This window comes from Pseudomonas sp. ef1 (genome assembly GCF_007293365.2).
Lineage (GTDB): Bacteria > Pseudomonadota > Gammaproteobacteria > Pseudomonadales > Pseudomonadaceae > Aquipseudomonas > Aquipseudomonas siliginis.
In genome coordinates this window covers 3,188,039-3,210,523 of the sequence record NZ_CM129815.1, presented here as the reverse complement: position 1 = coordinate 3,210,523, position 22,485 = coordinate 3,188,039, and the positions used below count along the sequence as shown (strand labels likewise).

Genomic DNA, 22,485 nt, shown 5'->3' with positions numbered 1-22,485 from the left:
GTGCCTTTGGTCGATACTGATTTCTCATCCCATCATCGAATGGCCGCTAGATAGACCGAAGCAATCCGCCTGTCAAACGCCCCTAGGACAAAATCCTATTATTGGTAATACATCCGAAAAATCCACTCAGAGCCAGCCGTTTTGTGGGGGTAAAAACGCGGAAAAATAGAAAGGGGTCGCGAGATAAAATCTCGCAACCCCTTGAATAATATGGTCGGGACGGAGTGATTCGAACACTCGACCCCTAGCACCCCATGCTAGTGCGCTACCGGACTGCGCTACGCCCCGACTGATGTTGCATCCCGTTCTTCACCTCGAAGAACGCTCAAGAATATATCGCAAGCTTTTGAAAACTGGAAGTATTCAAACGCAGCTTTTTATTTCTTGAGTACCACCAGGACATCTTCCAATTCGGCAATCATCTGCCGAATCATCTGTTTGTACTGTGTGGTGTCATCTTTGGCTTCGTCGCCGGACAGACGCAGACGTGCGCCGCCGATGGTGAAACCCTGATCGTAAAGGAGTGCGCGGATCTGCCGGATCATCAGCACGTCCTGGCGCTGATAATACCGGCGGTTCCCGCGGCGTTTGACGGGGTTGAGCTGAGGAAACTCCTGCTCCCAGTAGCGCAGCACGTGTGGCTTTACGGCACACAGCTCGCTGACTTCACCAATGGTGAAGTAGCGTTTGCCCGGGATGACGGGTAGTTCGTCGTTATGACTTGGTTCCAGCATAAGCCTCAACTCGGGCCTTCAACTTCTGCCCTGGACGAAAGGTGACCACACGGCGAGCCGTGATCGGGATTTCTTCCCCCGTTTTCGGGTTGCGGCCAGGCCGCTGGCGTTTGTCCCGAAGGTCGAAATTGCCGAAACCGGACAATTTGACCTGCTCGTTGTCTTCAAGAGCGTGCCTGATTTCCTCGAAAAACAGTTCGACCAATTCCTTGGCTTCCCGCTTGTTCAGGCCCAGCTCTTCATACAGACGTTCCGCCATCTCAGCTTTCGTCAAAGCCCCCATACGTCACTTCCTTAACGTGGCGTTCAACCTTTGTTCGAGCGAGGTGAGGATATTTTGCGTCGTCGAATTCACCTCATCGTCATTAAGAGTGCGCGATGGATGCTGCCAGGTCAAGCCGACTGCAAGGCTTTTTCTATCAGGATCAATACCTTTACCCTGATACACGTCAAACAGCCTGAGCTCTGTGAGCCATTCGCCTGCATTTTCACGGATTACGTCCAGCACAGCCGAGGCCGCGACGTCTTTGTGCGCGATCAGTGCAAGGTCACGACGCACTTCAGGAAAGCGCGACAACTCGTGGAATTTCGGCATTTTACCGAGCGCCACTTCCGCCAGAACCAGCTCGAAGACGAACACCGGACGATCCAGCCCCAAGGCTTTCGACAATTCTGGGTGGATCGCACCAATGAAGCCTACTTCGCGACCTTCACGCTCGATGCGCGCGGTCTGACCCGGATGCAGCGCCGGGTGCTTGCCCGGAGCAAAGGTGAACGAATCCAGGGCACCGGCGAAACCCAGCACCGCTTCCACGTCAGCCTTCACGTCGAAGAAGTCGACAGTATCCCGACCCTGCGCCCAGCCTTCCGGCAAGCGACTCCCGCAAACAACCCCGGACAGCATCGGCTCTTGCTTCAAGCCTTCAAGCTGACCAACGAAGCGCAGGCCGCTCTCGAACAGACGCACGCGATCCTGCTGACGGTTGAGGTTGTGCTGCAACGCCTTGACCAGACCTGGCCACAGCGACGAGCGCATGGCGGCCATATCGTTGGAGATCGGATTGGCCAGCAACAGCGGCTCGACACCAGGACTGAACAGTTCGAACTGACGCGGATCGATGAAGCTGTAAGTGATCGCTTCCTGATAACCACGAGCAACCAGCAGACGACGCAGCTCAGGCAGATCACTACGCGCTTCGGCCTTGGCTTGCGGCGCCAGACGCGCTTGCGGGTAGCGAACCGGCAAACGGTTGTAACCGTAAAGACGCGCCAGCTCTTCGATCAGGTCGACTTCCAGGCTGATATCGAAGCGGTGGCTTGGCACTTCAACTCGCCATTGACCTTCGCCGTCAGCGGCAATGCTCAGGCCCAAGGCACTGAGCAGGCGCTCGACCTGTGCCGAATCCATCTCCATGCCGAGCATCTGAGTGATGCGCTGAGCGCGCAGAGTGATCGGTGCAATCGATGGCAGATGTTGTTCGCTGACGGTCTCGATGATCGGACCAGCTTCGCCGCCAGTGATTTCCAGCAACAGGCCAGTGGCGCGCTCCATGGCTTCACGTGCCAGCTGCCAGTCAACGCCACGCTCGTAGCGATGCGAAGCGTCGGTATGCAAGCCGTAAGAACGTGCCTTGCCGGCAACCGCAATCTGATCAAAGAACGCAGATTCGAGGAACACATCACGGGTGGTCGCGGAAACACCGCTGTGCTCGCCACCCATGACGCCGGCGATCGCCAGTGCACGAGTGTGGTCAGCGATGACCAGCGTATCGCTACGCAGGCTGACTTCCTGACCATCAAGCAGAACCAGCTTCTCGCCCTCTTCAGCCATGCGCACACGAATGCCGCCATTGATTTCGGCGAGATCGAAAGCGTGCAGCGGTTGGCCGAGCTCGAGCATCACGTAGTTGGTGATGTCGACGGCAGCGTCGATGCTGCGCACGTCGGCGCGACGCAGACGCTCAACCATCCAGAGAGGGGTTGGCTTGGACAGGTCGACGTTACGGATGACCCGACCCAGATAACGTGGGCAGGCAGCTGGGGCCAGCACCTCGACCGAGCGGACTTCGTCGTGTACCGCTGCAACCGCAGCCACCACAGGACGGGTTACCGGCACGGCGTACAGCGCGCCGACTTCACGGGCCAGACCGGCCAGGGACAGGCAGTCGCCACGGTTCGGGGTCAGGTCGACCTCGATGCTGGCGTCTTCCAGATCCAGATACACACGGAAATCTTCGCCCACCGGCGCATCGGCCGGCAGCTCCATCAGACCGTCGTTGCCCTCACCGACCTGCAGCTCTGCCTGCGAGCACAGCATGCCGTTGGACTCGACGCCACGCAGCTTGGCCTTCTTGATCTTGAAGTCGCCCGGCAGCTCTGCGCCAATCATGGCGAACGGAATCTTCAGGCCCGGGCGCACGTTTGGCGCTCCGCACACGACCTGGAAGGTTTCCGCGCCATTGCTGACCTGGCATACGCGCAACTTGTCGGCGTCCGGATGCTGCTCGGTGCTCAGCACCTCACCCACCACCACACCACTAAATACGCCGGCGGCCGGAGTAACGCTATCGACCTCAAGACCGGCCATCGACAGACGGGCAACCAGCTCGTCGCGATCTACCTGCGGGCTGACCCAGCCACGCAGCCATTGTTCACTGAATTTCATCCTGCTCTCCTAAGAATTCGTTACGACTAGCGAAATTGCGCAAGGAACCGCAAGTCGTTGTCGAAGAACAGACGCAAGTCGTTCACGCCGTAACGGAGCATGGCCAGACGCTCGACACCCATGCCGAAGGCAAATCCGGAGAACTCTTCCGGATCGATGCCGGACATGCGCAGCACGTTCGGGTGAACCATGCCGCAGCCCATCACTTCCAGCCAGCCGGTCTGCTTGCAGACGCGGCAGCCTTTGCCGCTGCACATCACGCATTCCATATCGACTTCAGCGGATGGCTCGGTGAACGGGAAGTACGAAGGGCGAAAACGCACGGCCAGTTCTTTCTCGAAGAACACCCGCAGGAATTCTTCGATGGTGCCTTTGAGATCGGCAAAATTGATATCGCGATCGACCAGCAGGCCTTCGACCTGGTGGAACATCGGCGAATGGGTGATATCGGAGTCGCTGCGATAGACGCGGCCCGGGCAGACGATGCGGATCGGCGGCTGCTTGGATTCCATGGTGCGGACCTGTACCGGCGAGGTATGGGTGCGCAGCAACATGTTGGCATTGAAATAGAAGGTGTCATGCATCGACCGGGCCGGGTGATGGCCTGGGATGTTGAGCGCTTCAAAGTTGTGGTAGTCGTCTTCGACCTCAGGGCCTTCGGCGATGCCGTAGCCAATGCGGGTGAAGAACTGCTCGACGCGCTCCAGAGTCCGGGTGACCGGATGCAGACCGCCAGAGGTCTGGCCACGGCCCGGCAATGTCACGTCGATGGATTCGGCAGACAGTTTGGCAGCCAGCTCGGCTTCTTCAAACAATGCCATGCGCGCATTGAGAACGCCTGTAACACGTTCCTTGGCAACGTTGATCAGCGCACCGACTTGCGGACGCTCTTCGGCCGGCAGATTCCCCAGGGTCTTCATCACCTGAGTCAATTCGCCCTTCTTGCCAAGGTATTGAACCCGGATTTGCTCCAGGGCATTGATATCTTCAGCGCTTTGCACAGCCTCTAGTGCTTGAGAGACCAGCGCATCCAGGTTTTCCATGTACAGACTCCAGATACAAAATAGGGGAAGAGCTTGAAGGCTCTTCCCCTATTTATGACGTTTAACACCTGGCCCCACAGAGGTGAGGCCGGGTGACTGTCGGGGGTACTTAAGCCAAGGTGGCTTTAGCTTTCTCGACAATCGCAGCAAACGCCGCTTTTTCGTTCACTGCCAGATCAGCCAGAACCTTACGGTCGATCTCGATGGACGCTTTTTTCAGGCCAGCGATGAAACGGCTGTAGGACAGACCGTTAACACGAGCACCAGCGTTGATACGAGCGATCCACAGAGCGCGGAACTGACGTTTTTTCTGACGACGGTCACGGTAGGCGTATTGGCCTGCCTTGATTACCGCTTGCTTGGCAACACGGAATACGCGGGAGCGTGCGCCGTAGTAGCCTTTAGCAAGTTTCAGAATTTTTTTGTGACGCTTACGGGCAATGACGCCACGCTTTACACGAGCCATGAGTTACTTCCTCTATTCTTGACTAAATTAACGAAGGCGCAGCATGCGCTCGACTTTTGCCACGTCAGACGGATGCAGCAAGCTGCTACCGCGCAGTTGACGCTTACGCTTGGTCGACATTTTAGTCAGGATGTGGCTCTTGAAAGCGTGCTTGTGCTTGATGCCGTTAGCAGTTTTCAGAAACCGCTTGGCAGCACCACTTTTGGTTTTCATTTTTGGCATGTTCGGATACTCCGCATTCAGTTGATAAACATAATCAGAAGGCCTGCCGTGCCCTGTTGATTACTTCTTCTTTTTCGGGGCGATGACCATGATCAGCTGGCGTCCTTCCATCTTAGGATGCTGTTCGACCGAACCGTACTCGAGCAGGTCTTGTTCAACCCGCTTGAGGAGTTCCATCCCCAGCTCCTGGTGGGCCATCTCACGGCCGCGGAATCGCAAGGATACCTTGGCCCTGTCCCCGTCACTCAGGAAACGTACCAGGTTGCGCAGTTTTACCTGGTAATCCCCTTCCTCCGTCCCTGGACGAAACTTGATTTCTTTAACCTGAATCTGCTTCTGGTTTTTCTTCGCCGCGGCAATCTGCTTCTTCTTCTCGAAGATCGATTTGCCGTAGTCCATCACCCGGCAAACAGGCGGGACTGCATCTGCGGAAATTTCCACCAGATCAAGCTTTGCTTCTTCAGCGATACGAAGCGCTTCATCAATCGAGACGATGCCAATCTGCTCGCCATCAGCGCCAATTAACCGAACCTCGCGTGCCGAGATATTCTCGTTGATCGGGGCTTTCGGTGCAGCTCGTTTATCTTGTCTCATTTCACGCTTAATAATAATTACTCCGAATCTGGGCGACCACGCCGGGAAACCGCTTGCGCGAGAAACTCAGCGAACTGGGCGACGGGCATCGAGCCCAGGTCAGCACCTTCACGAGTACGCACAGCGACAGTCTGCATCTCGACTTCCTTATCTCCGATAACCAAAAGATAGGGAACCTTGAGCAAAGTATGCTCGCGGATTTTAAAGCCGATCTTTTCATTTCTCAAGTCGGACTTGGCACGAAATCCGCTTTCGTTGAGAGTTTTTTCAACCTCTGCAACAAAATCTGCCTGTTTATCAGTGATATTCATGATCACCGCCTGGGTCGGCGCGAGCCACGCAGGGAAAGCACCTTCGTAGTGCTCGATCAGAATCCCGACGAAACGCTCGAACGAACCGAGGATCGCGCGGTGCAACATCACCGGGTGTTTGCGGCTGTTGTCTTCAGAGACGTATTCAGCGCCCAAACGGACAGGCAGGTTAAAATCGAGCTGCAAGGTACCACACTGCCAGACTCGACCGAGACAATCTTTCAGCGAGAACTCGATCTTCGGTCCGTAGAAAGCACCCTCGCCCGGCTGCAGATCGTACGGCAGGCCAGCAGAATCAAGGGCTGCAGCCAATGCTGCTTCAGCGCGATCCCACAGCTCATCGGAGCCGACGCGTTTTTCCGGACGAGTGGACAGCTTCATCTCGACTTCGGTAAAGCCGAAATCGCGATAGACGTCCATGGTCAGCTTGATGAACGCAGCGGACTCGGCCTGCATCTGCTCTTCGGTGCAGAAGATGTGCGCGTCGTCCTGAGTGAAGGCTCGCACGCGCATGATGCCATGCAACGCACCCGACGGCTCGTTACGGTGGCAAGCACCGAACTCGGCCAGACGCATCGGCAACTCGCGGTAGCTTTTCAGGCCCTGATTGAACACCTGCACGTGGCATGGGCAGTTCATCGGCTTGATGGCGTAGTCGCGGTTCTCCGACTGAGTGGTGAACATGTTGTCGGCGTAGTTGGCCCAGTGCCCGGATTTCTCCCACAGGCTGCGGTCGACGACTTGAGGAGTCTTGATCTCAAGGTAGCCGTTGTCGCGCTGGATCTTGCGCATGTACTGCTCAAGCACCTGGTACAGAGTCCAGCCGTTCGGGTGCCAGAACACCATGCCCGGGGATTCTTCCTGGGTATGAAACAGGCCCAGACGCTTGCCGATCTTGCGGTGATCGCGCTTCTCGGCTTCTTCGATGCGCTGGATGTACGCCGCCAGCTGTTTCTTGTCAGCCCAAGCGGTGCCGTAGACGCGCTGCAATTGCTCGTTCTTGGCGTCGCCACGCCAGTAGGCGCCCGACAGCTTGGTCAGCTTGAAGGATTTCAGGAAACGCGTGTTCGGCACGTGCGGACCACGGCACATGTCGACGTATTCTTCGTGATAGTACAGACCCATGGCCTGCTCGTTCGGCATGTCTTCAACCAAACGCAGCTTGTAGTCTTCGCCACGAGCCTTGAACACTTCGATCACTTCAGCGCGCGGAGTGACTTTCTTGATGACGTCGTAATCTTTCTCGATCAGTTGCTGCATGCGCTGTTCGATAGCCGCCATGTCTTCCGGCGTGAAAGGACGCTCGTAGGCAATGTCGTAATAAAAGCCTTCGTCGATGACCGGGCCGATGACCATCTTCGCGGTCGGGTACAGCTGTTTGACCGCGTGGCCAACCAGGTGCGCGCAAGAGTGGCGAATGATCTCCAGCCCCTCTTCATCCTTTGGCGTAATGATTTGCAGGGTCGCGTCGCTGCTGATGATGTCGCTGGCGTCGACCAGTTGGCCATTGACCTTGCCCGCGAGCGTGGCTTTGGCCAGGCCTGCACCAATGGACGCGGCGACCTCGGCTACGGAAACCGGGTGATCGAATGAACGTTGACTGCCGTCGGGAAGAGTAATAGTTGGCATGGCGCCTCCTCTCCTAGTGGTGACCCCTACCAAAGGTCACGTGGGTTGGGATGAGCCAGTACAAGATCCGATCCAGGCCATTCAATGACGAACGCCTGCCTTACAGCGGCAGGAGCCTTGCGGCCAACCGGAAAACCGAACCAGAGTGACTGGGATTCAAATCGGAAAAATTCGCACGCCGACCGCTTCGGGACTGAAGGTCATCCGAAGCCTGAGAACGCTTGAGCCCGGCATGCTAGCACAGATGAGCGGTCGCTTACGCCCTGATTTGGCAGAAGGCCAAATGTCCGTTTTTATGCCAGAGTGCTGAACTTGATCGGCCTTTGCGCCCTCAGATAACAAGACATTGACCCACAAGGAGCATCCTCGCATGCGTCTGAAAAGCTTATTCGCCCTCGTCGCCCCCGTCGTTCTGCTGCTACCACTGAGCGCCCATGCCGACTGGCCAAAAGGCGAGCGCGAGAAGTACATGGCCCAGTGCACTCAGGCTGCAACCCAGCAAATCGGTGCTGCCGCGGCGAAATCCCACTGCGCTTGCGGAGCTGACGCCATCAAGTCCTATCCGGCCAGTGACATTCAGGCGCTGATGGACAACAAGGCGACTCCTGAATTGCAACAGAAAGCCCTTGGCCAGATCGCCAAATGCAAGGCAAATACCGCCCCGAAAAAATAAGAAAACCGGGCATTAACATCGGCTGAAAGGCGGAAAAAAGTGCTGGAAATGAGGCTTTTCAGACGATTTATGCAGGTTTTACAGGTTTTTTTATCGTCTTTACGTTTCGCTGAAAGCCTTTCAAACCGGGGCTTTCAGCGCAACCAGGTGGTAAAGAAAACACGACTGATTGGCAAACAGCACGTCCGGGGGGCTACCAAAGCGAACATTTCGACTATGATACCCGGGTGTGCCCAGTTGGCCTGAGCAGCACAGCACTACTGAAAATATATGTTTCTTGGAGATACACCATGTCTAATCGCCAAACCGGCACCGTTAAATGGTTCAACGATGAAAAAGGCTTCGGCTTCATCACTCCTCAAGGTGGCGGTGACGACCTGTTCGTACACTTCAAAGCTATCGAATCCGACGGTTTCAAAAGCCTGAAAGAAGGCCAGACCGTCTCTTTCGTGGCTGAGAAAGGCCAAAAGGGTATGCAAGCTGCACAGGTTCGCCCAGAGTAATTTCTCGGCGCACTAAAAAAACCCCGTCCAAGTGACGGGGTTTTTTATGTCTTGAACAAAGTGTTCAGCCGCAATTGACGCGGGTAACCACCAAGTTGTTGTCGGTGTTCAGGTTCAGGCGATCGGAGCGGTATTCCAGGGTGATCATGTCGTTCGGCTTGAGGAAGCGCGCATTTTGCGCCCCAGCCTTGGCACGCGCCTGATCCAGCAACTCAGGGGATGCCTTCTTGCCGATGGCAAATTGCGCCGCCGATGCTTCGCAGCGGCTATTTCCTGATTCAGCCGCCACGGGCTCCTTTGCCGACTCGCTGGAAGTTGTGCTGCAACCAGCCAACAGAGCAGCGGCCATAAGTGCACCCAGTGTCGCGAACTTCAAAGGCATGAAGCCTCCTTGTTTTCAAATGTTTAAGCAGAGATCGTGCGACCGCCAATGCGGCGTTTGGTTTCAAGGCTCAAGCCATGCCCTGCCCCACGAGCGGAAAAATGCCGAGTGTGCCTGAGCCGCCCTGTCCGGCTCATCAAACATTCGTGACTGAATATTAACGACCTCAATAAGCGTCGATGTAGTCGTAGGGCGGATTCGGCCAGTTGTCTTTGAGTGCGTTGAAAATCTGCATCACCCAGACTTCATCGCTGGCTGCGACGTTACCCACATAGCCCGACCCCTTCGCCCAGGTTTCCAGGCGAAACAACAGACCCTCGATATCCTGCCCACCGGTCACCGTAGACAGATAGGCAATGCCATCTTTGGTCACGCGCAATTGGTTGTGCACGTCGTCACTGCCCGAGGCAAGCAATTGGCGCACTGCTTCGAGTGTGAGGCCGTCAGGGGTATTCAGATCAATCTGCACAGCGGGGTCCTTTGCAAGCCGGAAAAGACCAAGTGTCGCATAGGGCTCCGCTCATGCCTAAGTCGCAGTGCCAAATGCCGCACAAAATGGTTAACTCGGAAACAGACATCCTTACCTTTCGAGCCTCCCATGACCAGTGTAAGCATCGACGCCGCCATCAACGCCAAATGGGCCGAAGGACACAGCTCTTACAGCCCCGGCACGACGGAAGAATTGGCGCTGATCGGCATTGATTTACTGGTCAAGGAGTTGGGGATAGAAGCGGCGCAGCATTTTATCAATCAGGTATTCGAACGCTATCCGATCGGTCAGGCCGAACAGCCGCAGTGAAAACCCGCAGGCAACCGCCTGCGGGTTGACGACTTATTTCAGGCGTTTCAGGCGCTCGGTCAGCAGATCAAAGAATCCCTGGGCGTCGCCATTTTCGACCCAGAATGCATTCTTCGGTGCTTTCAGGCCGTCGTACCAGTCGACAATGGTCTGGCCGAATGTCGGTCCTTCTCGGCTATCCACTACGACGTTGACCGCCCGACCGGTGAACAGCTCAGGCTTGAGCAGATACGCCACAACCGTCGCGTCATGCACCGGACCGCCGGGAATGCCGTAGTGCTCCATGTCGCCCTTGATGTACTCGTTGAGAATGTCGCCGACGATCTTGCTCGCATTGTTGTTCAGCGCGGCGATCTGCTTCAGGCGTGCATCGCTGGTCAGGACCTTGTGGGTCACGTCCAGCGGCAGATAGGTGAGCTTCACCCCGCTCTTGAGCACCACCTCGGCAGCCTGCGGATCGGCGAACAAGTTGAATTCAGCCACAGGGGTGATGTTGCCACCGTTGAAATGCGCCCCGCCCATGATCACCACTTCCTTGATGCCCTGAACGATTTCCGGCTCCTGGATCAATGCCAGAGCCAGGTTGGTCTGCGGACCGAGCATGGCAATGGTGATGCTGTGCGGTTTGGCGGATTTGAGAGTGTCGATCAGGTAATTGACGGCATTGCCTTTCGCCAGGCCTTTCTTAGGTTCGTGAACAGTGACGCCTGACAAGCCTTCCTTGCCATGAATGTTCTCGGCGTAGATCGGCGTGCGCATCAGTGGCTTCGGTGCGCCAGCGTAAACCGGCACGTCTTCGCGCCCTGCCCATTCGCGAGCCAGCCGCGCGTTGCGCGAAGTCTTGTCCAGGCGCACGTTGCCGGCGACAGTCGTTAACGCGCGAATATTCAGTTCATCCGGCGACGCCAGCGCGAAGAGCAAAGCGACAACGTCGTCAGCGCCTGGATCGGTGTCGATGATCAAATCGATTTTTTCAGCGGCCTGAACGCCGGTCGCAGTTATCACAGACAAAAGCAGCAGGCTCCGGACCAGTTGATGAAGTTTTGCAGCATAGCGTTGCATAGCGCATTCCTTGTGCAGGTGATATCGGAAATCAGAATGTAACCCCGGCGACCAGAACGATGTTGCAGTACGGCTGACATTCTCCTGTACGAATGATCGCCCTGGCTTGTCGGCTAAGCACCTTGAACTGCTCGTGGGTGAGCAGATCCCTACGGCCCAGCGCGCCCTCTTCGTTCAACGCGTCCAGATCGGCAAGTGCCGTGGGTTGTTTGTCGAAGATCTCTTTGGCCAGCACATGGCTCTCTACCTGCATCTCGCTGAGTACAACTTTCAGCGTGCTGACGAAATCAGGGATGCCATGGGTCAGTGCCAGATCAATCAACTCGACACCCGGTGGCACGGGCAAACCGGCATCGCCAATCACGACCATGTCACCGTGGCCAAGAGAAGCGATCAATCGCGACAGCGCGACGTTAAGCAGAGGAGTCTTTTTCATGCGGGTTTGAACGCCTGTACTTCGGACATGGTTGGAATCGACGGTTGCGCACCGGCGCGGGTAACCGACAGTGCAGCGGCGATCTGACCGTAGCGAATCGCCTCGGCCTCAGACTTGCCATCGGCCAGCGCTGCGGCAAAACCGCCGACGAAAGTGTCGCCCGCCGCCGTGGTATCGACCGCCTTCACGGCCGGCGCGGGGAAATGTTCGAAGCCGTTGCCGTTGGCGAACAATGAGCCTTGCGCGCCTAACGTGACGATGACTTTGCCCGCGCCCATGGCAATCAACTGAGTGGCAGCCGTTTCTGCCGACTGCAGCGAGTCGACAGCGAGTCCGCTCAATGCGGCGGCTTCGCTTTCGTTGGGAATCAGATAGTCGATGGCGGCAAACCAGTCAGCCGGCAAAGGACGGCTGGCCGGCGCCGGGTTGAGGATGACGGTTTTGCCCAGCTCACGCGCACGCTTGAGCGCATGTCCGACCGTCGCATCGGGAATCTCGAGCTGACAGATCACTACATCGGCGGCCTGTAAAACCGCATCAAAACGGTCGATCACTGCCGGCGTCATCGCGCCGTTGGCACCGGCGACAATCACGATGGCGTTCTGGCTGTTGTCATCCACCACAATCAGCGCTACGCCACTGGAATCCTCTACGACACTGACAGCCTCGCAGTCGATGTGCTCGGCGAGCAAGGCATCGCGCAATCGCACACCGTAGTCGTCATTTCCGACGCAACCGATCATCGCCACCTTAGCGCCCAAGCGCGCAGCAGCAACCGCCTGATTGGCGCCCTTGCCGCCCGACACAGTGGCAAAGGAATGACCAATCAGCGTTTCACCGCCGCGCGGCAGCCGTGGCGCCCGGGTGACCAGGTCCATGTTCAGGCTGCCTATTACCACTACATTTGCTGGCATACATCACTACTCATCAATTCGGTTTCAGCGATATTCGGTGAACACGCCGGACAGCGGCGCGGTCGATTCGCGCAGGACAATGCTCGGGGTCACGATGCGTTGATCGGTGCCCGAATCCGGCGCAGCAATTCTGCGCAACAGCACTTCGGCGGCCATCTCGCCCAGTTGCAGGATCGACTGGCCGACCGTGGTCAGCGCCGGATAGACATAACGGCTCATCTGAATGTCATCGAAGCCGATCACCGACAGCTCGGCCGGCACCCGGACATTACGTTCAGCCGCCGCACGCAGCACACCGATGCCAATCATGTCGTTGCCGGCAAAAATCGCGCTCGGCGGATTGCTCTCGAGCAGCCGGGCGGCGGCGTTGTAACCGCCGGTGCTGGTGAAGTCGCTTTCGAGCATACGCTCCTCGCGCACCTCGATTCCCGCTTCTCGCAGCGCTCGGCAATAACCGGCCTGACGCATTTGCGCCACGCTGGTACTGGCCGGACCGCCAATGGTGGCGATGTCGCGATGCCCCAACTCGAGCAGGTGACGGGTTGCCAGATAAGCGCCGTATTCGTGGTCGATGCGCACCAGATCGGCATTCACACCTTCCAGGCCCCGGTCAACGATAACCATCGGCGTCTTCACGCCTGCCAGCCCTTGCGCCAGACCAGTGTCACCGCCGGCGGAGGCGACGATCAAACCGTCGATACGTTTTTCCAGCAACACGCGCAGATAACTGCGCTGCTTGTCCGGATTGTCGTCGGAGTTACAGAGGATCACGCAGTAACCGTTGCGCTCGCAGTAATCCTCGATTCCGCGCGCCAATTCAGCGAAGTACGGGTTGAGGCTGTTAGGCACCAGCAGGCCGATGGTCGCCGTGGTTTTGGCTTTCAGCGAGCGCGCCACGGCACTGGGCACGTAGTCGAGGCTCTTGATCGCCGCCTCGACTTTGCGCCGCACTTCTTGACTCACCGGGCGGGTGTTGTTCACCACGTGCGACACGGTCGTGTAGGAAATGCCCGCGAGCGCCGCTACATCCTTGATCGTTGCCATGGTTCAGCCCCGGCGACTGGCGCGTTGACTGCGATAGGTGTCGAGCACCACAGCGATAACGATTACCGCGCCGGTGATGATGCGCTTGGTCGGCTCCGTCGCACCAATCTGCGCGAGACCGGCCGCGAGCACGGAAATGATCAGCACGCCAAAGAAAGTACTGATTACCGAACCGCGTCCACCCATCAGGCTGGTACCACCGATAACCACCGCCGCGATCACTTGCAGTTCCAGACCCGAACCTGCGTTCGGGTCAGCCGCCTCCAGACGCGAAATCTGAAACAGAGCGGCAATGCCCGCCAGCAGGCCCATAAGGCTGAACACCAGAATCTTGTAGGGCTTGGGATTGATCCCGGCCAGCCGCACGGCTTCTTCGTTGGTGCCGATGCCGATCAGGTAGCGGCCGAAAACAGTGCGGGTCAAAACTGCCTGCGCGATGAAGATCACCAGCAAAGCGATGATGAACGAGGGTGAAATACCGAACGCGATCGGATTCGACAGCCAGGCGAACGCATCGCCGATGTACGCAGTCCGCGACCCGGTCATCTGATACGCCACGCCGCGGGCCATTTCCAGCACGCCGAGGGAGACGATGAACGACGGAATCCGCCAGGCCACGGTGATCGAGCCAGTGATGGTCCCGGCCAGAGCCGCCACCGCCATGCCGAGCAGCGCCGCGGGCAAAACGCTCCAGCCCCAGCCGAGAATCGCCACGCTGACCGTCGATGCGGCTAACGCCAGCACCGAGCCGACGGACAAATCGATGCCGCCGATGATCAGCACAAAGGTCATGCCCACCGCCAGCACCATCAGGTCGGGAATCTGGTTGGCCAGGGTGCTGAAAGTGTTGTACGAAAGGAAATGGCTGCTCAGAACCGAGAACAGCGCAATCATCGCCAGCAAGGCACCGGCCAGGCCCAGATAAGTACCCAGGCCAAAGAAATTGCCACTACGTTTACTGGCAGAAGATGCAGTTTTCATGGGAGATCCCTAGGCGCTGCCTCATTGAGCAACGCATCACGTTTCTGGTAGCCGGCGAATGCGGCGGCAAGCAAATCATCCTGGGTCCAGCTGTCGCGCTCGAAGGTGTCGATCAGACGCCCCGCCGAAAGCACGCCGATCCGGTCGCAGATCAGCATCAACTCGCGCAAGTCACTGGACACCACGACCAACGCCTTGCCCTGGCGGGTCAACTCACCGAGCAAACCGTAAATGTCGAACTTGGCGCCGACATCAATCCCGCGAGTCGGCTCGTCGAACAGCAGCACCGAACAGTCGCGCTCCAGCCAGCGGCCGATCACGACCTTCTGCTGATTGCCGCCGGACAGCTCCGAAACCAACTGCGTCGGGCTCGAGCTGCGGATGCGCATGGCTTCGATCTGACGTTGCGCCAGGGAGATTTCGTCGCCGTTGTTGACGAAACCGCCACTGGAGATTTCCGGCATGTTGCCCAAGGCAATGTTGGCACTGATCGACTGACTGAGCAGCAGCCCTTCGCCCTTGCGATCCTCGGTGATCAACGCGATGCCATTGCGTACGGCATCGACTGGCGAGCGAACACTCACGACCTTGGCCGGGGAGCCGAGCGCGATGGTGCCGCTGTCGGCAGCATCGGCACCGAATATCAGCCGCAGCAATTCCGTGCGCCCAGCTCCGATCAATCCGGAAATGCCGAAGATCTCCCCGGCACGCACCTCAAAAGAGACGTCGCGGACTTTGTCAGAGCGGGTCAGGCCTTTTACCGTCAACGCCGGAGCGCCGATCTTGCGCGGCCCCATGTCGATGTGTTCGCCCAGTTCGCGACCGACCATCAAGGTGACCAGTTGCTCGCTGTTGTAGTTGGCCATCGGCTCGACGCAGACCAGATTGCCGTCACGCAGCACGGCAATACGCTGCGCCACCCGCGCCAGTTCTTCGAGACGGTGAGAGATATAGATGATGGAAACGCCGCGGGCCTGCAATCGGCTGATCTGCTCGAAGAGCATTTCGACTTCGCGCGCCGTGAGCATCGCGGTCGGCTCATCAAGGATCAGCACATGGCAGTCGCCGATCAGGTTGCGCGCGATTTCAACCATCTGCTGATGGCCGATACCGAGTTCGCCGACCAGCGTGTCCGGATCGATCGCATCGAGGCCGACTTGCGCCATGGCTTCGATCGCCGCCTTGCGCAACTGCTTGCGGCTGATCCAGCCCGCGCTGCTCGGCAGATTATCCAGAAAGAGGTTTTCCGCCACCGACAGCGTCGGCAACAGATTGAGTTCTTGCATGACCATGCGCACGCCAAGCTCTTCGGCCTGGGTACGGCTGCCAGGACGATAATCCTTGCCGTGGAATTGCATCTGGCCGGTAGTGGGTGTGACCAGACCACCAATGATCTTCGACAGGGTACTTTTGCCGGCACCATTTTCGCCGGTCAGCGCCAGTACTTCACCGCGCATCAGCGTCAGATCGATGCCGGTGAGCACCGGTTGCGCATAGGTCTTGCCGATACCGCTGACCGAGAGGACAGCGTTCGGGGCGGAAACTGACATAGAAATCTCCATGCGCTCGCCCGGACGGACGAGCGCCGTTGTGTCGCCAGATGACTTACTGGGTGACCAGCTCGACCGGTGTTTCGATCACGCCGTTGGCACCGCTGTCGACTTTCTCGCCTTTGATGATCTTCAGCGCAGTTTCGATGCCGAACACGGCCTGCTTGGCTGCAAACTGGTCAGCCGTCGCCAGCACGCGGCCGTCCTTGAGCATTGGCTTGATCGCGTTGATATTGTCGTAACCGACGACTTTCACCTGCCCTGCCTTACCAGCGGCACGGACTGCGGAAACGGCACCGACCGCCATGCTGTCGTTACCGGCCAGCAGTGCTTTGACATCCGGGTATTCACTGAGGATCGAAGCCGCAACCTTGTTGCCCTTGTCGATTTCCCAGTCACCGGACTGCAGCGAGACCACTTTGATCTGCGCGGCTTCCATCGCGTCCTTGAAACCGGCCGTGCGCGCCTGTGCGTTGGTGGTGGTGGACACGCCTTCGATGATGCCGACCTCGTCGCCCGCCTTCAGCTGCTTGGCCAGGTATTCGCCAACCAGACGTGCACCCTTGCGGTTGTCCGGACCTACGAACGGCACGTTGATGTTCTTGCTTTTGACCACGGCGGGATCGAGCTGGTTGTCGATGTTGATCACCGTGATACCGGCGTCTACGGCCTTCTTGATCACCGGCACCATGGCCTTGGAGTCAGAAGGCGCGATCACCAGTGCATTCACCTTGGCCAGGATCATCTGTTCGACGATGCGAGTCTGGCCGGCAGTGTCGGTTTCGTCCTTGATACCGTTGGAGATCAGATCGAAATCGGCGGAGTGTTCTTTCTGGTAGGCCTTGGCGCCGTCTTCCATGGTCAGGAAGAATTCGTTGGCCAAGGATTTCATGACCAGCGCGACTTTGGGCTTTTCTGCAGATTCGGCGAACGCCGAGGAGACAGGTAGTGCGGCGGCTGTGGCAGCCAGCATAGCGACAGCAAGAAGACGTGCGGCGAATGGCAGCTTCATGGGTTCACTCCGATCTTATGATTATTGTGAGCAACGTTTGCGCTGACGTAAGCTACGTCATGACTCCGGGAGCAGATGCCCTTCCAAGTCGCGCAAACGTTTGCGTAGACCGAACTATGAGAATCCCGCTGACATTTGTCAACAATCAGAAATCGTCTTTTGTTGTAGGCCGAATCGCTGAATTGGCAATTTGACGCTTCAGGCAGTCGTGTTGACCAGGCCACCGCTGGTGGCGCTTTTCGACATCTCCTTGACCAACGCACCCGCCACTTCTGCCAGTGCGGCGCTGGTTTGCGCGATCTGGCCCTGAATCGACATCACTGCCTGGGATTTCGCTTCGGGAGTCGGATAGCTTGCGGCCTGAGCCGCAGCCAGTTGCTGTTGCTGTTCCTGAAGTTGCTTCTGCAGTTCCTTCATCCGCTTGAGCAACGTCTTGACGGTGATGCTGAGATTGCTGTCAGCCTCGGTTTCACTGTTTTCCTGCACAGGCCCGCCACCGGTTCTGACCTGATTCTTCTCAGTCTTTTCGGTACCCAGCGCCTGCGCCGAGGTCTCATTGGTCGCATCGTTCAGGCTGTTGATCGTCGCTGCAGTTTTACCGCCAATGGTGACCGCAGCGGGATTGGCAAAACCGACCGTCAGTGACATGTGAACTCCTAAGATTTGGTTTCCTTGAGGACGCATCGGCCTGAGAGCACATTTCTTTAGCGAGGATTTGTCACCCGCCTGGCTTTTCAGAGATTGCCTATCGGCGAGCCGAACACGAATCCGCCTGTCGTTCGGAATCCCGGATGGATGGATCCTCAACGATGCTCTAGCCCTCGACAAATGTTGATTTAAATCATTGGGTTAAACATTTTCCGCCAGCACATTACGCATGGTATGAATCCTGCTCCCGTCCTTGCACCTCGAGCATTCAGATCGGCTTGGGGCGCATCTAGATGAACTTGCATCAGCACCGTCTCACGACTAGAGAGAAAAATAATGAAATCTGCTTTCAATACCTTGATTCCGGGCGCATTGGCCCTACTCCTGCTCCTGCCTACTGCCCTTCAGGCAAAAGAAGCCGAAACCCAGACGAAACTGGCCAACGTCGTCGTCCTCGCCACAGGCGGCACCATCGCTGGCGCCGGCGCCAGTGCGGCCAACAGCGCCACTTATCAGGCAGCAAAAGTCGGCATCGAACAACTGATTGCCGGCATTCCCGAGTTGAGCAAACTGGCTAACGTGCGTGGCGAACAAGTCATGCAGATCGCTTCGGAAAGCATCACCAACGACAACCTGCTGCAATTGGGTCGTCGCGTTTCCGAACTGGCTGACAGCAAGGACGTGGACGGCATCGTTATCACCCACGGCACCGACACTCTGGAAGAAACCGCGTACTTCCTGAACCTGGTCGAGAAAACCGACAAGCCGATCATCGTCGTTGGCTCGATGCGTCCGGGCACTGCCATGTCGGCAGACGGCATGCTCAACCTGTACAACGCCGTCGCCGTAGCGAGCAGCAAAGAAGCACGCGGCAAAGGTGTGCTGGTAACCATGAACGACGAGATCCAGTCCGGTCGCGACGTCAGCAAAATGATCAACATCAAGACCGAAGCATTCAAAAGCGCCTGGGGTCCGCTGGGCATGGTGGTCGAAGGCAAATCCTACTGGTTCCGCCTGCCGGCCAAGCGTCACACCATGGATTCGGAATTCGACATCAAAAACATCAAGAGCCTGCCTGACGTAGAAATTGCCTATTCCTACGGCAACGTCAGCGATACCGCCTACAAGGCACTGGCTCAAGCCGGCGCCAAAGCCATCATCCACGCTGGCACTGGCAACGGTTCGGTATCTTCCCGCGTGGTTCCATCCCTGCAAGCCCTGCGCAAGGATGGCGTGCAGATCATTCGCTCGTCCCACGTCAACGCCGGCGGCTTTGTCCTGCGTAACGCCGAACAGCCCGACGACAAATACGACTGGGTTGTCGCTCACGACCTGAACCCGCAGAAAGCCCGCATCCTGGCGATGGTTGCACTGACCAAGACCAACGACAGCAAAGAGCTGCAACGGATGTTCTGGGAATACTGATTGAACATCGCCTGATCACTTCTCGATCGGGCAATTGCGCATCACCTGCCAGCTTGGCAGGTGGTGCCCCGCTTACACCCTTCAAATACTTTTCCCACAAAAATCTCGACAAGTCCTACACCAAAATCGGAAACCCGCTGTCAGAGGATTTTCTTGAATTTTAAGCAGTTGCGAAATCGCTTACAGTTAAATACTGTATGCACGTACAGCTTAATAAGGATAACCTCGTGGCCACCTCTCCTGCTGCTCCTGACGCTTACGAACGCATGGGTATGCGCGTTCAGAAAATCATCAATTCCCCCACCGCACAAAAAGCCAAAGCCGCACTGATTTTCCGTCTGCCGGATGAGCCGATGGACGACTGGGAGCGCTTGCTCGAGGAAATCGACGAGAACGACAACGTTACCCTCGCTTATCGCGACGACGGTGGCGTGCAGATTTTTTGGGTTGTGCCGAAGGAAGATTGATTCAATGAGTGTCCGCTGTGTTGCTTTGCTGTTGTTGTTTTTCGCCGTGGGCGCCCAGGCTGGCGCCCCACGTACATTTTCCGAAGCCAAGAAAGCCGCATGGAAACTTTATGCGCCGCAGTCCACGGAGTTCTACTGCGGCTGCAAGTACACCGGCAACCGCGTCGATCTCAAGGCTTGCGGCTATGTGCCGCGCAAGAACGCCAAGCGTGCATCGAGGATCGAGTGGGAGCACATCGTGCCGGCGTGGCAGATCGGGCATCAGCGGCAGTGCTGGCAGCAAGGCGGACGCAAGAATTGCACGCGTTACGATCCGGTTTATCAAAAGGCCGAAGCTGACCTGCACAACCTGGTACCGAGCATCGGTGAGGTCAACGGTGATCGCAGCAACTTCAGCTACGGCTGGTTGCCGGTGCAGTCCGGTCAGTATGGATCCTGCCTGACCCAGGTCGACTTCAAGGCCAAGAAGGTCATGCCCCGCCCTTCGATCCGCGGCATGATCGCCCGCACGTATTTTTACATGAGCAAACAATACGGACTGCGGCTGTCGAAGCAAGATCGGCAGTTGTACGAAGCGTGGGACAAGACCTATCCAGTGCAGGACTGGGAACGTCAGCGCAACCAGAGCGTGGCGTGCGTGATGGGGCGCGGCAACGAGTTTGTCGGCTCGGTAAATCTGAAAGCCTGCGGCTGATCGCAGCACAAATAAAAAGGCCTCGAGCGTTATGCTCGAAGCCTTTTTCATGTCTGCGTTCAATCTGTTTTGAAGGCGCTTCGCTTATGGCGTGAGGGGATGCTCAATCACCACCGACTCGATATTTTGTTTCTTGGCTTTTACCAATGCCGCATCCACCTGCACCTTGCGCGCTTCGGCATCAGCCTGGGAGTTGAACGGACCTATCAGAATTCGCGTTTTACCGTTGCCGTCCTTGACGACCGTCGGAACGAAAGCATGCTCGATCAACCAGCCGCTCAGATCACTGACGGCCTGAGGAGTCTCGCCACGCACTTCCAGATCCCACTGAGGCGCAGCCGCCGCCGGCGCTGCCGCGACCTTTGTCTCAGGCTTTGGCGCATCTACACTCTTGCCTTCACCGCAGCCTGCCAATGCCAGTGCCGCTACCAGCCAAACCAATTTGCGCACAACGCTTTCCTCGGAATTCACAAAGCGGCGATCTTATCATTCATAAATACTTCGCGAGCCCCGCAAAATGGGCACAAAACAACGAGAATGATGATTGCAGCCTCTGTATAGTTACGCCCTGGGAATTAATGCCGCATCTGCGCGTCAGAAAGAGGCACCCAAACCGTGAGACTTCGCACTAATCTATAGATACCACCGACCTCTGCACTGTCTGAATCAGGTGCCCTACAAAGCAATCAAGGAGAAGACCATGCTGATACTCACCCGCAAAGTCGGTGAAAGCATAAACATTGGTGATGACATCACGATCACCATCCTCGGAGTCAGCGGCCAACAGGTTCGCATCGGCATCAACGCTCCGAAAAACGTGGCAGTGCACCGTGAAGAAATTTACCAACGCATCCAGGCCGGCCTGACCGCTCCGGACAAGCCGCAAACACCCTGAGCCACTTTGCATTACGTAGCCAGTCCTATTGCCGTCGCGCAAGACTGGCTAAAGATTCACGCGCCGTTTAGCCATCCGCATTTCACCCCGCTGGGCACGGCGCCTGAAGCATGCTGACTCCTTTCACTTGCCCCTTCGTCCTTTCTTACGCCGATATTACCTTTCACTCCCGGAGCTGGCTGTCGGACGTTTCCGATAGAGCGCGGAGAATTTCGCCTTCTAAGCGAATATCACCCCACGCGCCATGCCTGTCGCCGCGACCATCATCAGGATCAGCAGCAGCGCTTCAACATGACTGATTCGCGCGTACAACTTCGCACGTCCGCTATCAAGCGGCACCCCGCGCGATGATGCGATGCGCCATTTGATCAGCGTGATCATGGGTGCAAGCTCTACCAGCAGGATCAGCACTAACAACGTCATCTTCAGATGAAACAGCGGCTGATGCAGGTAATAGTCAGAGCCTTTCTCGTAACCACCAAATGCGCGCATCGCTCCGGTAATAAGCAGCGTCAAAGCTGAAAGCCCCCAGAGGTTATCCGCGAGCAGCACGCGCTTGAGCTCTCCCGTGCCCGCCGAGAGCTGGCTGAACGCTGTGCCGCGCGTCAGCACCGCCCAGAAAGCCAAGGCAAACGCGAATAGATGAACAGCCGCAAGGATCCACTGACTCAGCATCGACGCACTCCCTTACAAAGAGTTGAAAATCGGCCAGTCAGTAGTAGACGAAAAAGCGGGGCCTCGCTTGGAGCTGACGGCGAGACAGATGCCAAACGCCAAAACGCAGGCAAAAAAAATCCCAAGCAGCTGATGGAAGCTTGGGATTTAAAAATGCATAAACCGTGGTGGTGAACGCGGAACGGATGTTACTTAAATTCCCAACATGCAACAAGGCTTTTTCGATAACCGGTTGGAGAAAAATAGCTGTAAGCCTTTGGATATTCAGGTGTTTTCAACAACAAAATGGTAGAAAACGCACCAAAATGGCGCTTGATCACTTTGCCCAAATAGTAATGAATGGAGAGCTGATCAAAGCGAAGCGGAAATGACCGGGAACAAGCGTTGCGCAAATCGCAGACAACAAAAAAGGGCTCACCTTTCGGTGAGCCCTTCTAGACCGCCCAGCAGAGCGGATTTTGTTTGGTAGGCGCGATTGGACTCGAACCAACGACCCCCACCATGTCAAGGTGGTGCTCTAACCAACTGAGCTACGTGCCTGCTGTGAGGCGGCATTCTACGGAATTCCGGAGGGGTGTCAACACCTTTTTTTCACCTAACCCTATGAATATGCAAAATATTTAATTTTGGCTCAGCAGCGAAGATATTCCGGTGGCTGGCG

Annotated in this window: 27 protein-coding genes and 2 tRNA genes; 7 read left to right on the top strand and 22 right to left on the bottom strand. The window is 57.0% G+C overall.

Annotated elements, in window-relative coordinates; genetic code table 11:
• Positions 1–211: 211 nt before the first annotated feature.
• The 9 genes from FEE99_RS14555 to thrS form a co-directional block, all read right to left on the bottom strand.
• Positions 212–288 (bottom strand) — tRNA-Pro (locus tag FEE99_RS14555).
• Positions 289–377: 89 nt separating this feature from the next.
• On the bottom strand, positions 378–734 hold the full coding sequence (locus FEE99_RS14550) for a MerR family transcriptional regulator (protein ID WP_003179985.1): 357 nt from the start codon (positions 732–734) through the stop codon (positions 378–380).
• On the bottom strand, positions 715–1,017 hold the full coding sequence (gene ihfA, locus FEE99_RS14545; RefSeq protein WP_002553164.1) for an integration host factor subunit alpha: 303 nt from the start codon (positions 1,015–1,017) through the stop codon (positions 715–717). Before ihfA ends, FEE99_RS14550 begins: the two co-directional genes overlap by 20 nt.
• A gap of 3 nt (positions 1,018–1,020) precedes the next feature.
• Complete coding sequence (gene pheT / locus FEE99_RS14540) at positions 1,021–3,399, bottom strand: phenylalanine--tRNA ligase subunit beta (RefSeq protein WP_041478557.1); 2,379 nt, start codon at positions 3,397–3,399, stop codon at positions 1,021–1,023.
• Between the two features lie 26 nt (positions 3,400–3,425).
• The gene (gene pheS / locus FEE99_RS14535) at positions 3,426–4,442 is read right to left on the bottom strand and encodes a phenylalanine--tRNA ligase subunit alpha (protein ID WP_003226365.1); all 1,017 of its coding nucleotides are present in this window, start codon (positions 4,440–4,442) and stop codon (positions 3,426–3,428) included.
• Positions 4,443–4,551: 109 nt separating this feature from the next.
• On the bottom strand, positions 4,552–4,908 hold the full coding sequence (gene rplT, locus FEE99_RS14530; protein ID WP_002553161.1) for a 50S ribosomal protein L20: 357 nt from the start codon (positions 4,906–4,908) through the stop codon (positions 4,552–4,554).
• A 27-nt stretch (positions 4,909–4,935) separates the two neighbouring features.
• On the bottom strand, positions 4,936–5,130 hold the full coding sequence (rpmI, locus tag FEE99_RS14525) for a 50S ribosomal protein L35 (protein WP_002553160.1): 195 nt from the start codon (positions 5,128–5,130) through the stop codon (positions 4,936–4,938).
• Between the two features lie 60 nt (positions 5,131–5,190).
• Positions 5,191–5,742, bottom strand: a complete 552-nt coding sequence (gene infC / locus FEE99_RS14520; RefSeq protein WP_169432615.1) for a translation initiation factor IF-3 — start codon at positions 5,740–5,742, stop codon at positions 5,191–5,193.
• The gene (gene thrS / locus FEE99_RS14515; RefSeq protein WP_024012407.1) at positions 5,742–7,664 is read right to left on the bottom strand and encodes a threonine--tRNA ligase; all 1,923 of its coding nucleotides are present in this window, start codon (positions 7,662–7,664) and stop codon (positions 5,742–5,744) included. The genes infC and thrS overlap by 1 nt, the downstream gene beginning before the upstream one ends.
• Before the next feature lie 370 nt (positions 7,665–8,034).
• Between thrS and FEE99_RS14510 the strand changes: the two genes are divergently transcribed.
• The gene (locus tag FEE99_RS14510; RefSeq protein WP_041478556.1) at positions 8,035–8,337 is read left to right on the top strand and encodes a hypothetical protein; all 303 of its coding nucleotides are present in this window, start codon (positions 8,035–8,037) and stop codon (positions 8,335–8,337) included.
• 290 nt (positions 8,338–8,627) lie between these two features.
• Positions 8,628–8,840, top strand: coding sequence for a cold-shock protein (locus FEE99_RS14505; RefSeq protein WP_003179963.1), 213 nt, complete (start codon positions 8,628–8,630; stop codon positions 8,838–8,840).
• A 64-nt stretch (positions 8,841–8,904) separates the two neighbouring features.
• On the opposite strand, the gene FEE99_RS14500 is transcribed toward FEE99_RS14505, so the two are convergent.
• Both FEE99_RS14500 and FEE99_RS14495 read right to left on the bottom strand, forming a co-directional pair.
• Positions 8,905–9,222, bottom strand: a complete 318-nt coding sequence (locus tag FEE99_RS14500; RefSeq protein ID WP_016774047.1) for an I78 family peptidase inhibitor — start codon at positions 9,220–9,222, stop codon at positions 8,905–8,907.
• Positions 9,223–9,388: 166 nt separating this feature from the next.
• On the bottom strand, positions 9,389–9,691 hold the full coding sequence (locus tag FEE99_RS14495; protein WP_041478555.1) for a hypothetical protein: 303 nt from the start codon (positions 9,689–9,691) through the stop codon (positions 9,389–9,391).
• Between the two features lie 129 nt (positions 9,692–9,820).
• Between FEE99_RS14495 and FEE99_RS14490 the strand changes: the two genes are divergently transcribed.
• Positions 9,821–10,021, top strand: coding sequence for a hypothetical protein (locus FEE99_RS14490; protein ID WP_016774045.1), 201 nt, complete (start codon positions 9,821–9,823; stop codon positions 10,019–10,021).
• Positions 10,022–10,054: 33 nt separating this feature from the next.
• Here the strand turns inward: FEE99_RS14490 and FEE99_RS14485 are convergent, their stop codons facing one another.
• The 8 genes from FEE99_RS14485 to FEE99_RS14450 all read right to left on the bottom strand — a co-directional run bounded on the left by FEE99_RS14485 (position 10,055) and on the right by FEE99_RS14450 (position 17,668).
• Positions 10,055–11,083 (bottom strand): nucleoside hydrolase, encoded by a 1,029-nt coding sequence (locus FEE99_RS14485; RefSeq protein ID WP_041478554.1) that lies wholly within the window; start codon positions 11,081–11,083, stop codon positions 10,055–10,057.
• A 31-nt stretch (positions 11,084–11,114) separates the two neighbouring features.
• The gene (gene rbsD, locus FEE99_RS14480; RefSeq protein WP_041478553.1) at positions 11,115–11,519 is read right to left on the bottom strand and encodes a D-ribose pyranase; all 405 of its coding nucleotides are present in this window, start codon (positions 11,517–11,519) and stop codon (positions 11,115–11,117) included.
• Positions 11,516–12,433 (bottom strand): ribokinase, encoded by a 918-nt coding sequence (rbsK, locus tag FEE99_RS14475; protein WP_041478552.1) that lies wholly within the window; start codon positions 12,431–12,433, stop codon positions 11,516–11,518. The genes rbsD and rbsK overlap by 4 nt, the downstream gene beginning before the upstream one ends.
• A gap of 24 nt (positions 12,434–12,457) precedes the next feature.
• Positions 12,458–13,477 carry a LacI family DNA-binding transcriptional regulator gene (locus FEE99_RS14470; RefSeq protein WP_041478551.1) on the bottom strand — a complete coding sequence of 340 codons (1,020 nt, stop codon included), beginning with the start codon at positions 13,475–13,477 and terminating at the stop codon, positions 12,458–12,460.
• A 3-nt stretch (positions 13,478–13,480) separates the two neighbouring features.
• The gene (locus FEE99_RS14465; RefSeq protein ID WP_016774040.1) at positions 13,481–14,458 is read right to left on the bottom strand and encodes an ABC transporter permease; all 978 of its coding nucleotides are present in this window, start codon (positions 14,456–14,458) and stop codon (positions 13,481–13,483) included.
• Entirely contained in the window at positions 14,455–16,008 is a 1,554-nt protein-coding gene (locus tag FEE99_RS14460) for a sugar ABC transporter ATP-binding protein (protein WP_041478550.1), read from the bottom strand. Before FEE99_RS14460 ends, FEE99_RS14465 begins: the two co-directional genes overlap by 4 nt.
• A gap of 55 nt (positions 16,009–16,063) precedes the next feature.
• On the bottom strand, positions 16,064–17,020 hold the full coding sequence (locus FEE99_RS14455; protein WP_024012403.1) for a sugar ABC transporter substrate-binding protein: 957 nt from the start codon (positions 17,018–17,020) through the stop codon (positions 16,064–16,066).
• A 198-nt stretch (positions 17,021–17,218) separates the two neighbouring features.
• Positions 17,219–17,668: a hypothetical protein gene (locus FEE99_RS14450; protein WP_041478549.1), complete on the bottom strand. Its 450-nt coding sequence runs from the start codon at positions 17,666–17,668 to the stop codon at positions 17,219–17,221.
• A gap of 336 nt (positions 17,669–18,004) precedes the next feature.
• Here FEE99_RS14450 and FEE99_RS14445 point away from each other — a divergent pair, with 336 nt between their 5' ends.
• The 3 genes from FEE99_RS14445 (at position 18,005) to FEE99_RS14435 (ending at position 20,254) form a co-directional block, all read left to right on the top strand.
• Positions 18,005–19,093: an asparaginase gene (locus FEE99_RS14445; protein WP_041478548.1), complete on the top strand. Its 1,089-nt coding sequence runs from the start codon at positions 18,005–18,007 to the stop codon at positions 19,091–19,093.
• Positions 19,094–19,290: 197 nt separating this feature from the next.
• Positions 19,291–19,560, top strand: coding sequence for a DUF1654 domain-containing protein (locus FEE99_RS14440; protein WP_016774035.1), 270 nt, complete (start codon positions 19,291–19,293; stop codon positions 19,558–19,560).
• A 4-nt stretch (positions 19,561–19,564) separates the two neighbouring features.
• On the top strand, positions 19,565–20,254 hold the full coding sequence (locus FEE99_RS14435; protein WP_041478547.1) for an endonuclease: 690 nt from the start codon (positions 19,565–19,567) through the stop codon (positions 20,252–20,254).
• Positions 20,255–20,338: 84 nt separating this feature from the next.
• Here FEE99_RS14435 and FEE99_RS14430 read toward each other — a convergent pair whose 3' ends face one another.
• Complete coding sequence (locus FEE99_RS14430) at positions 20,339–20,704, bottom strand: SPOR domain-containing protein (protein WP_041478546.1); 366 nt, start codon at positions 20,702–20,704, stop codon at positions 20,339–20,341.
• A 250-nt stretch (positions 20,705–20,954) separates the two neighbouring features.
• Between FEE99_RS14430 and csrA the strand changes: the two genes are divergently transcribed.
• Positions 20,955–21,149 (top strand): carbon storage regulator CsrA, encoded by a 195-nt coding sequence (csrA, locus tag FEE99_RS14425; RefSeq protein WP_003179932.1) that lies wholly within the window; start codon positions 20,955–20,957, stop codon positions 21,147–21,149.
• A 219-nt stretch (positions 21,150–21,368) separates the two neighbouring features.
• On the opposite strand, the gene FEE99_RS14420 is transcribed toward csrA, so the two are convergent.
• Together FEE99_RS14420 and FEE99_RS14415 are read right to left on the bottom strand one after the other, a co-directional pair.
• Positions 21,369–21,824, bottom strand: coding sequence for a DUF2214 family protein (locus FEE99_RS14420; protein WP_041478545.1), 456 nt, complete (start codon positions 21,822–21,824; stop codon positions 21,369–21,371).
• 463 nt (positions 21,825–22,287) lie between these two features.
• A tRNA-Val gene (locus tag FEE99_RS14415) sits at positions 22,288–22,364 on the bottom strand.
• Positions 22,365–22,485 lie beyond the last annotated feature (121 nt).

Bases quoted from the DNA above. Each gene is read 5' to 3' on its own strand.
- FEE99_RS14550 (WP_003179985.1), bottom strand. From the start codon at position 734: ATGCTGGAACCAAGTCATAACGACGAACTACCCGTCATCCCGGGCAAA.
- ihfA (WP_002553164.1), bottom strand. From the start codon at position 1,017: ATGGGGGCTTTGACGAAAGCTGAGATGGCGGAACGTCTGTATGAAGAG.
- pheT (WP_041478557.1), bottom strand. From the start codon at position 3,399: ATGAAATTCAGTGAACAATGGCTGCGTGGCTGGGTCAGCCCGCAGGTA.
- pheS (WP_003226365.1), bottom strand. From the start codon at position 4,442: ATGGAAAACCTGGATGCGCTGGTCTCTCAAGCACTAGAGGCTGTGCAA.
- rplT (WP_002553161.1), bottom strand. From the start codon at position 4,908: ATGGCTCGTGTAAAGCGTGGCGTCATTGCCCGTAAGCGTCACAAAAAA.
- rpmI (WP_002553160.1), bottom strand. From the start codon at position 5,130: ATGCCAAAAATGAAAACCAAAAGTGGTGCTGCCAAGCGGTTTCTGAAA.
- thrS (WP_024012407.1), bottom strand. From the start codon at position 7,664: ATGCCAACTATTACTCTTCCCGACGGCAGTCAACGTTCATTCGATCAC.
- FEE99_RS14510 (WP_041478556.1), top strand. From the start codon at position 8,035: ATGCGTCTGAAAAGCTTATTCGCCCTCGTCGCCCCCGTCGTTCTGCTG.
- FEE99_RS14505 (WP_003179963.1), top strand. From the start codon at position 8,628: ATGTCTAATCGCCAAACCGGCACCGTTAAATGGTTCAACGATGAAAAA.
- FEE99_RS14500 (WP_016774047.1), bottom strand. From the start codon at position 9,222: ATGCCTTTGAAGTTCGCGACACTGGGTGCACTTATGGCCGCTGCTCTG.
- FEE99_RS14490 (WP_016774045.1), top strand. From the start codon at position 9,821: ATGACCAGTGTAAGCATCGACGCCGCCATCAACGCCAAATGGGCCGAA.
- FEE99_RS14485 (WP_041478554.1), bottom strand. From the start codon at position 11,083: ATGCAACGCTATGCTGCAAAACTTCATCAACTGGTCCGGAGCCTGCTG.
- rbsD (WP_041478553.1), bottom strand. From the start codon at position 11,519: ATGAAAAAGACTCCTCTGCTTAACGTCGCGCTGTCGCGATTGATCGCT.
- rbsK (WP_041478552.1), bottom strand. From the start codon at position 12,433: ATGCCAGCAAATGTAGTGGTAATAGGCAGCCTGAACATGGACCTGGTC.
- FEE99_RS14470 (WP_041478551.1), bottom strand. From the start codon at position 13,477: ATGGCAACGATCAAGGATGTAGCGGCGCTCGCGGGCATTTCCTACACG.
- FEE99_RS14465 (WP_016774040.1), bottom strand. From the start codon at position 14,458: ATGAAAACTGCATCTTCTGCCAGTAAACGTAGTGGCAATTTCTTTGGC.
- FEE99_RS14460 (WP_041478550.1), bottom strand. From the start codon at position 16,008: ATGTCAGTTTCCGCCCCGAACGCTGTCCTCTCGGTCAGCGGTATCGGC.
- FEE99_RS14455 (WP_024012403.1), bottom strand. From the start codon at position 17,020: ATGAAGCTGCCATTCGCCGCACGTCTTCTTGCTGTCGCTATGCTGGCT.
- FEE99_RS14450 (WP_041478549.1), bottom strand. From the start codon at position 17,668: ATGTCACTGACGGTCGGTTTTGCCAATCCCGCTGCGGTCACCATTGGC.
- FEE99_RS14445 (WP_041478548.1), top strand. From the start codon at position 18,005: ATGAAATCTGCTTTCAATACCTTGATTCCGGGCGCATTGGCCCTACTC.
- FEE99_RS14440 (WP_016774035.1), top strand. From the start codon at position 19,291: ATGCACGTACAGCTTAATAAGGATAACCTCGTGGCCACCTCTCCTGCT.
- FEE99_RS14435 (WP_041478547.1), top strand. From the start codon at position 19,565: ATGAGTGTCCGCTGTGTTGCTTTGCTGTTGTTGTTTTTCGCCGTGGGC.
- csrA (WP_003179932.1), top strand. From the start codon at position 20,955: ATGCTGATACTCACCCGCAAAGTCGGTGAAAGCATAAACATTGGTGAT.
- FEE99_RS14420 (WP_041478545.1), bottom strand. From the start codon at position 21,824: ATGCTGAGTCAGTGGATCCTTGCGGCTGTTCATCTATTCGCGTTTGCC.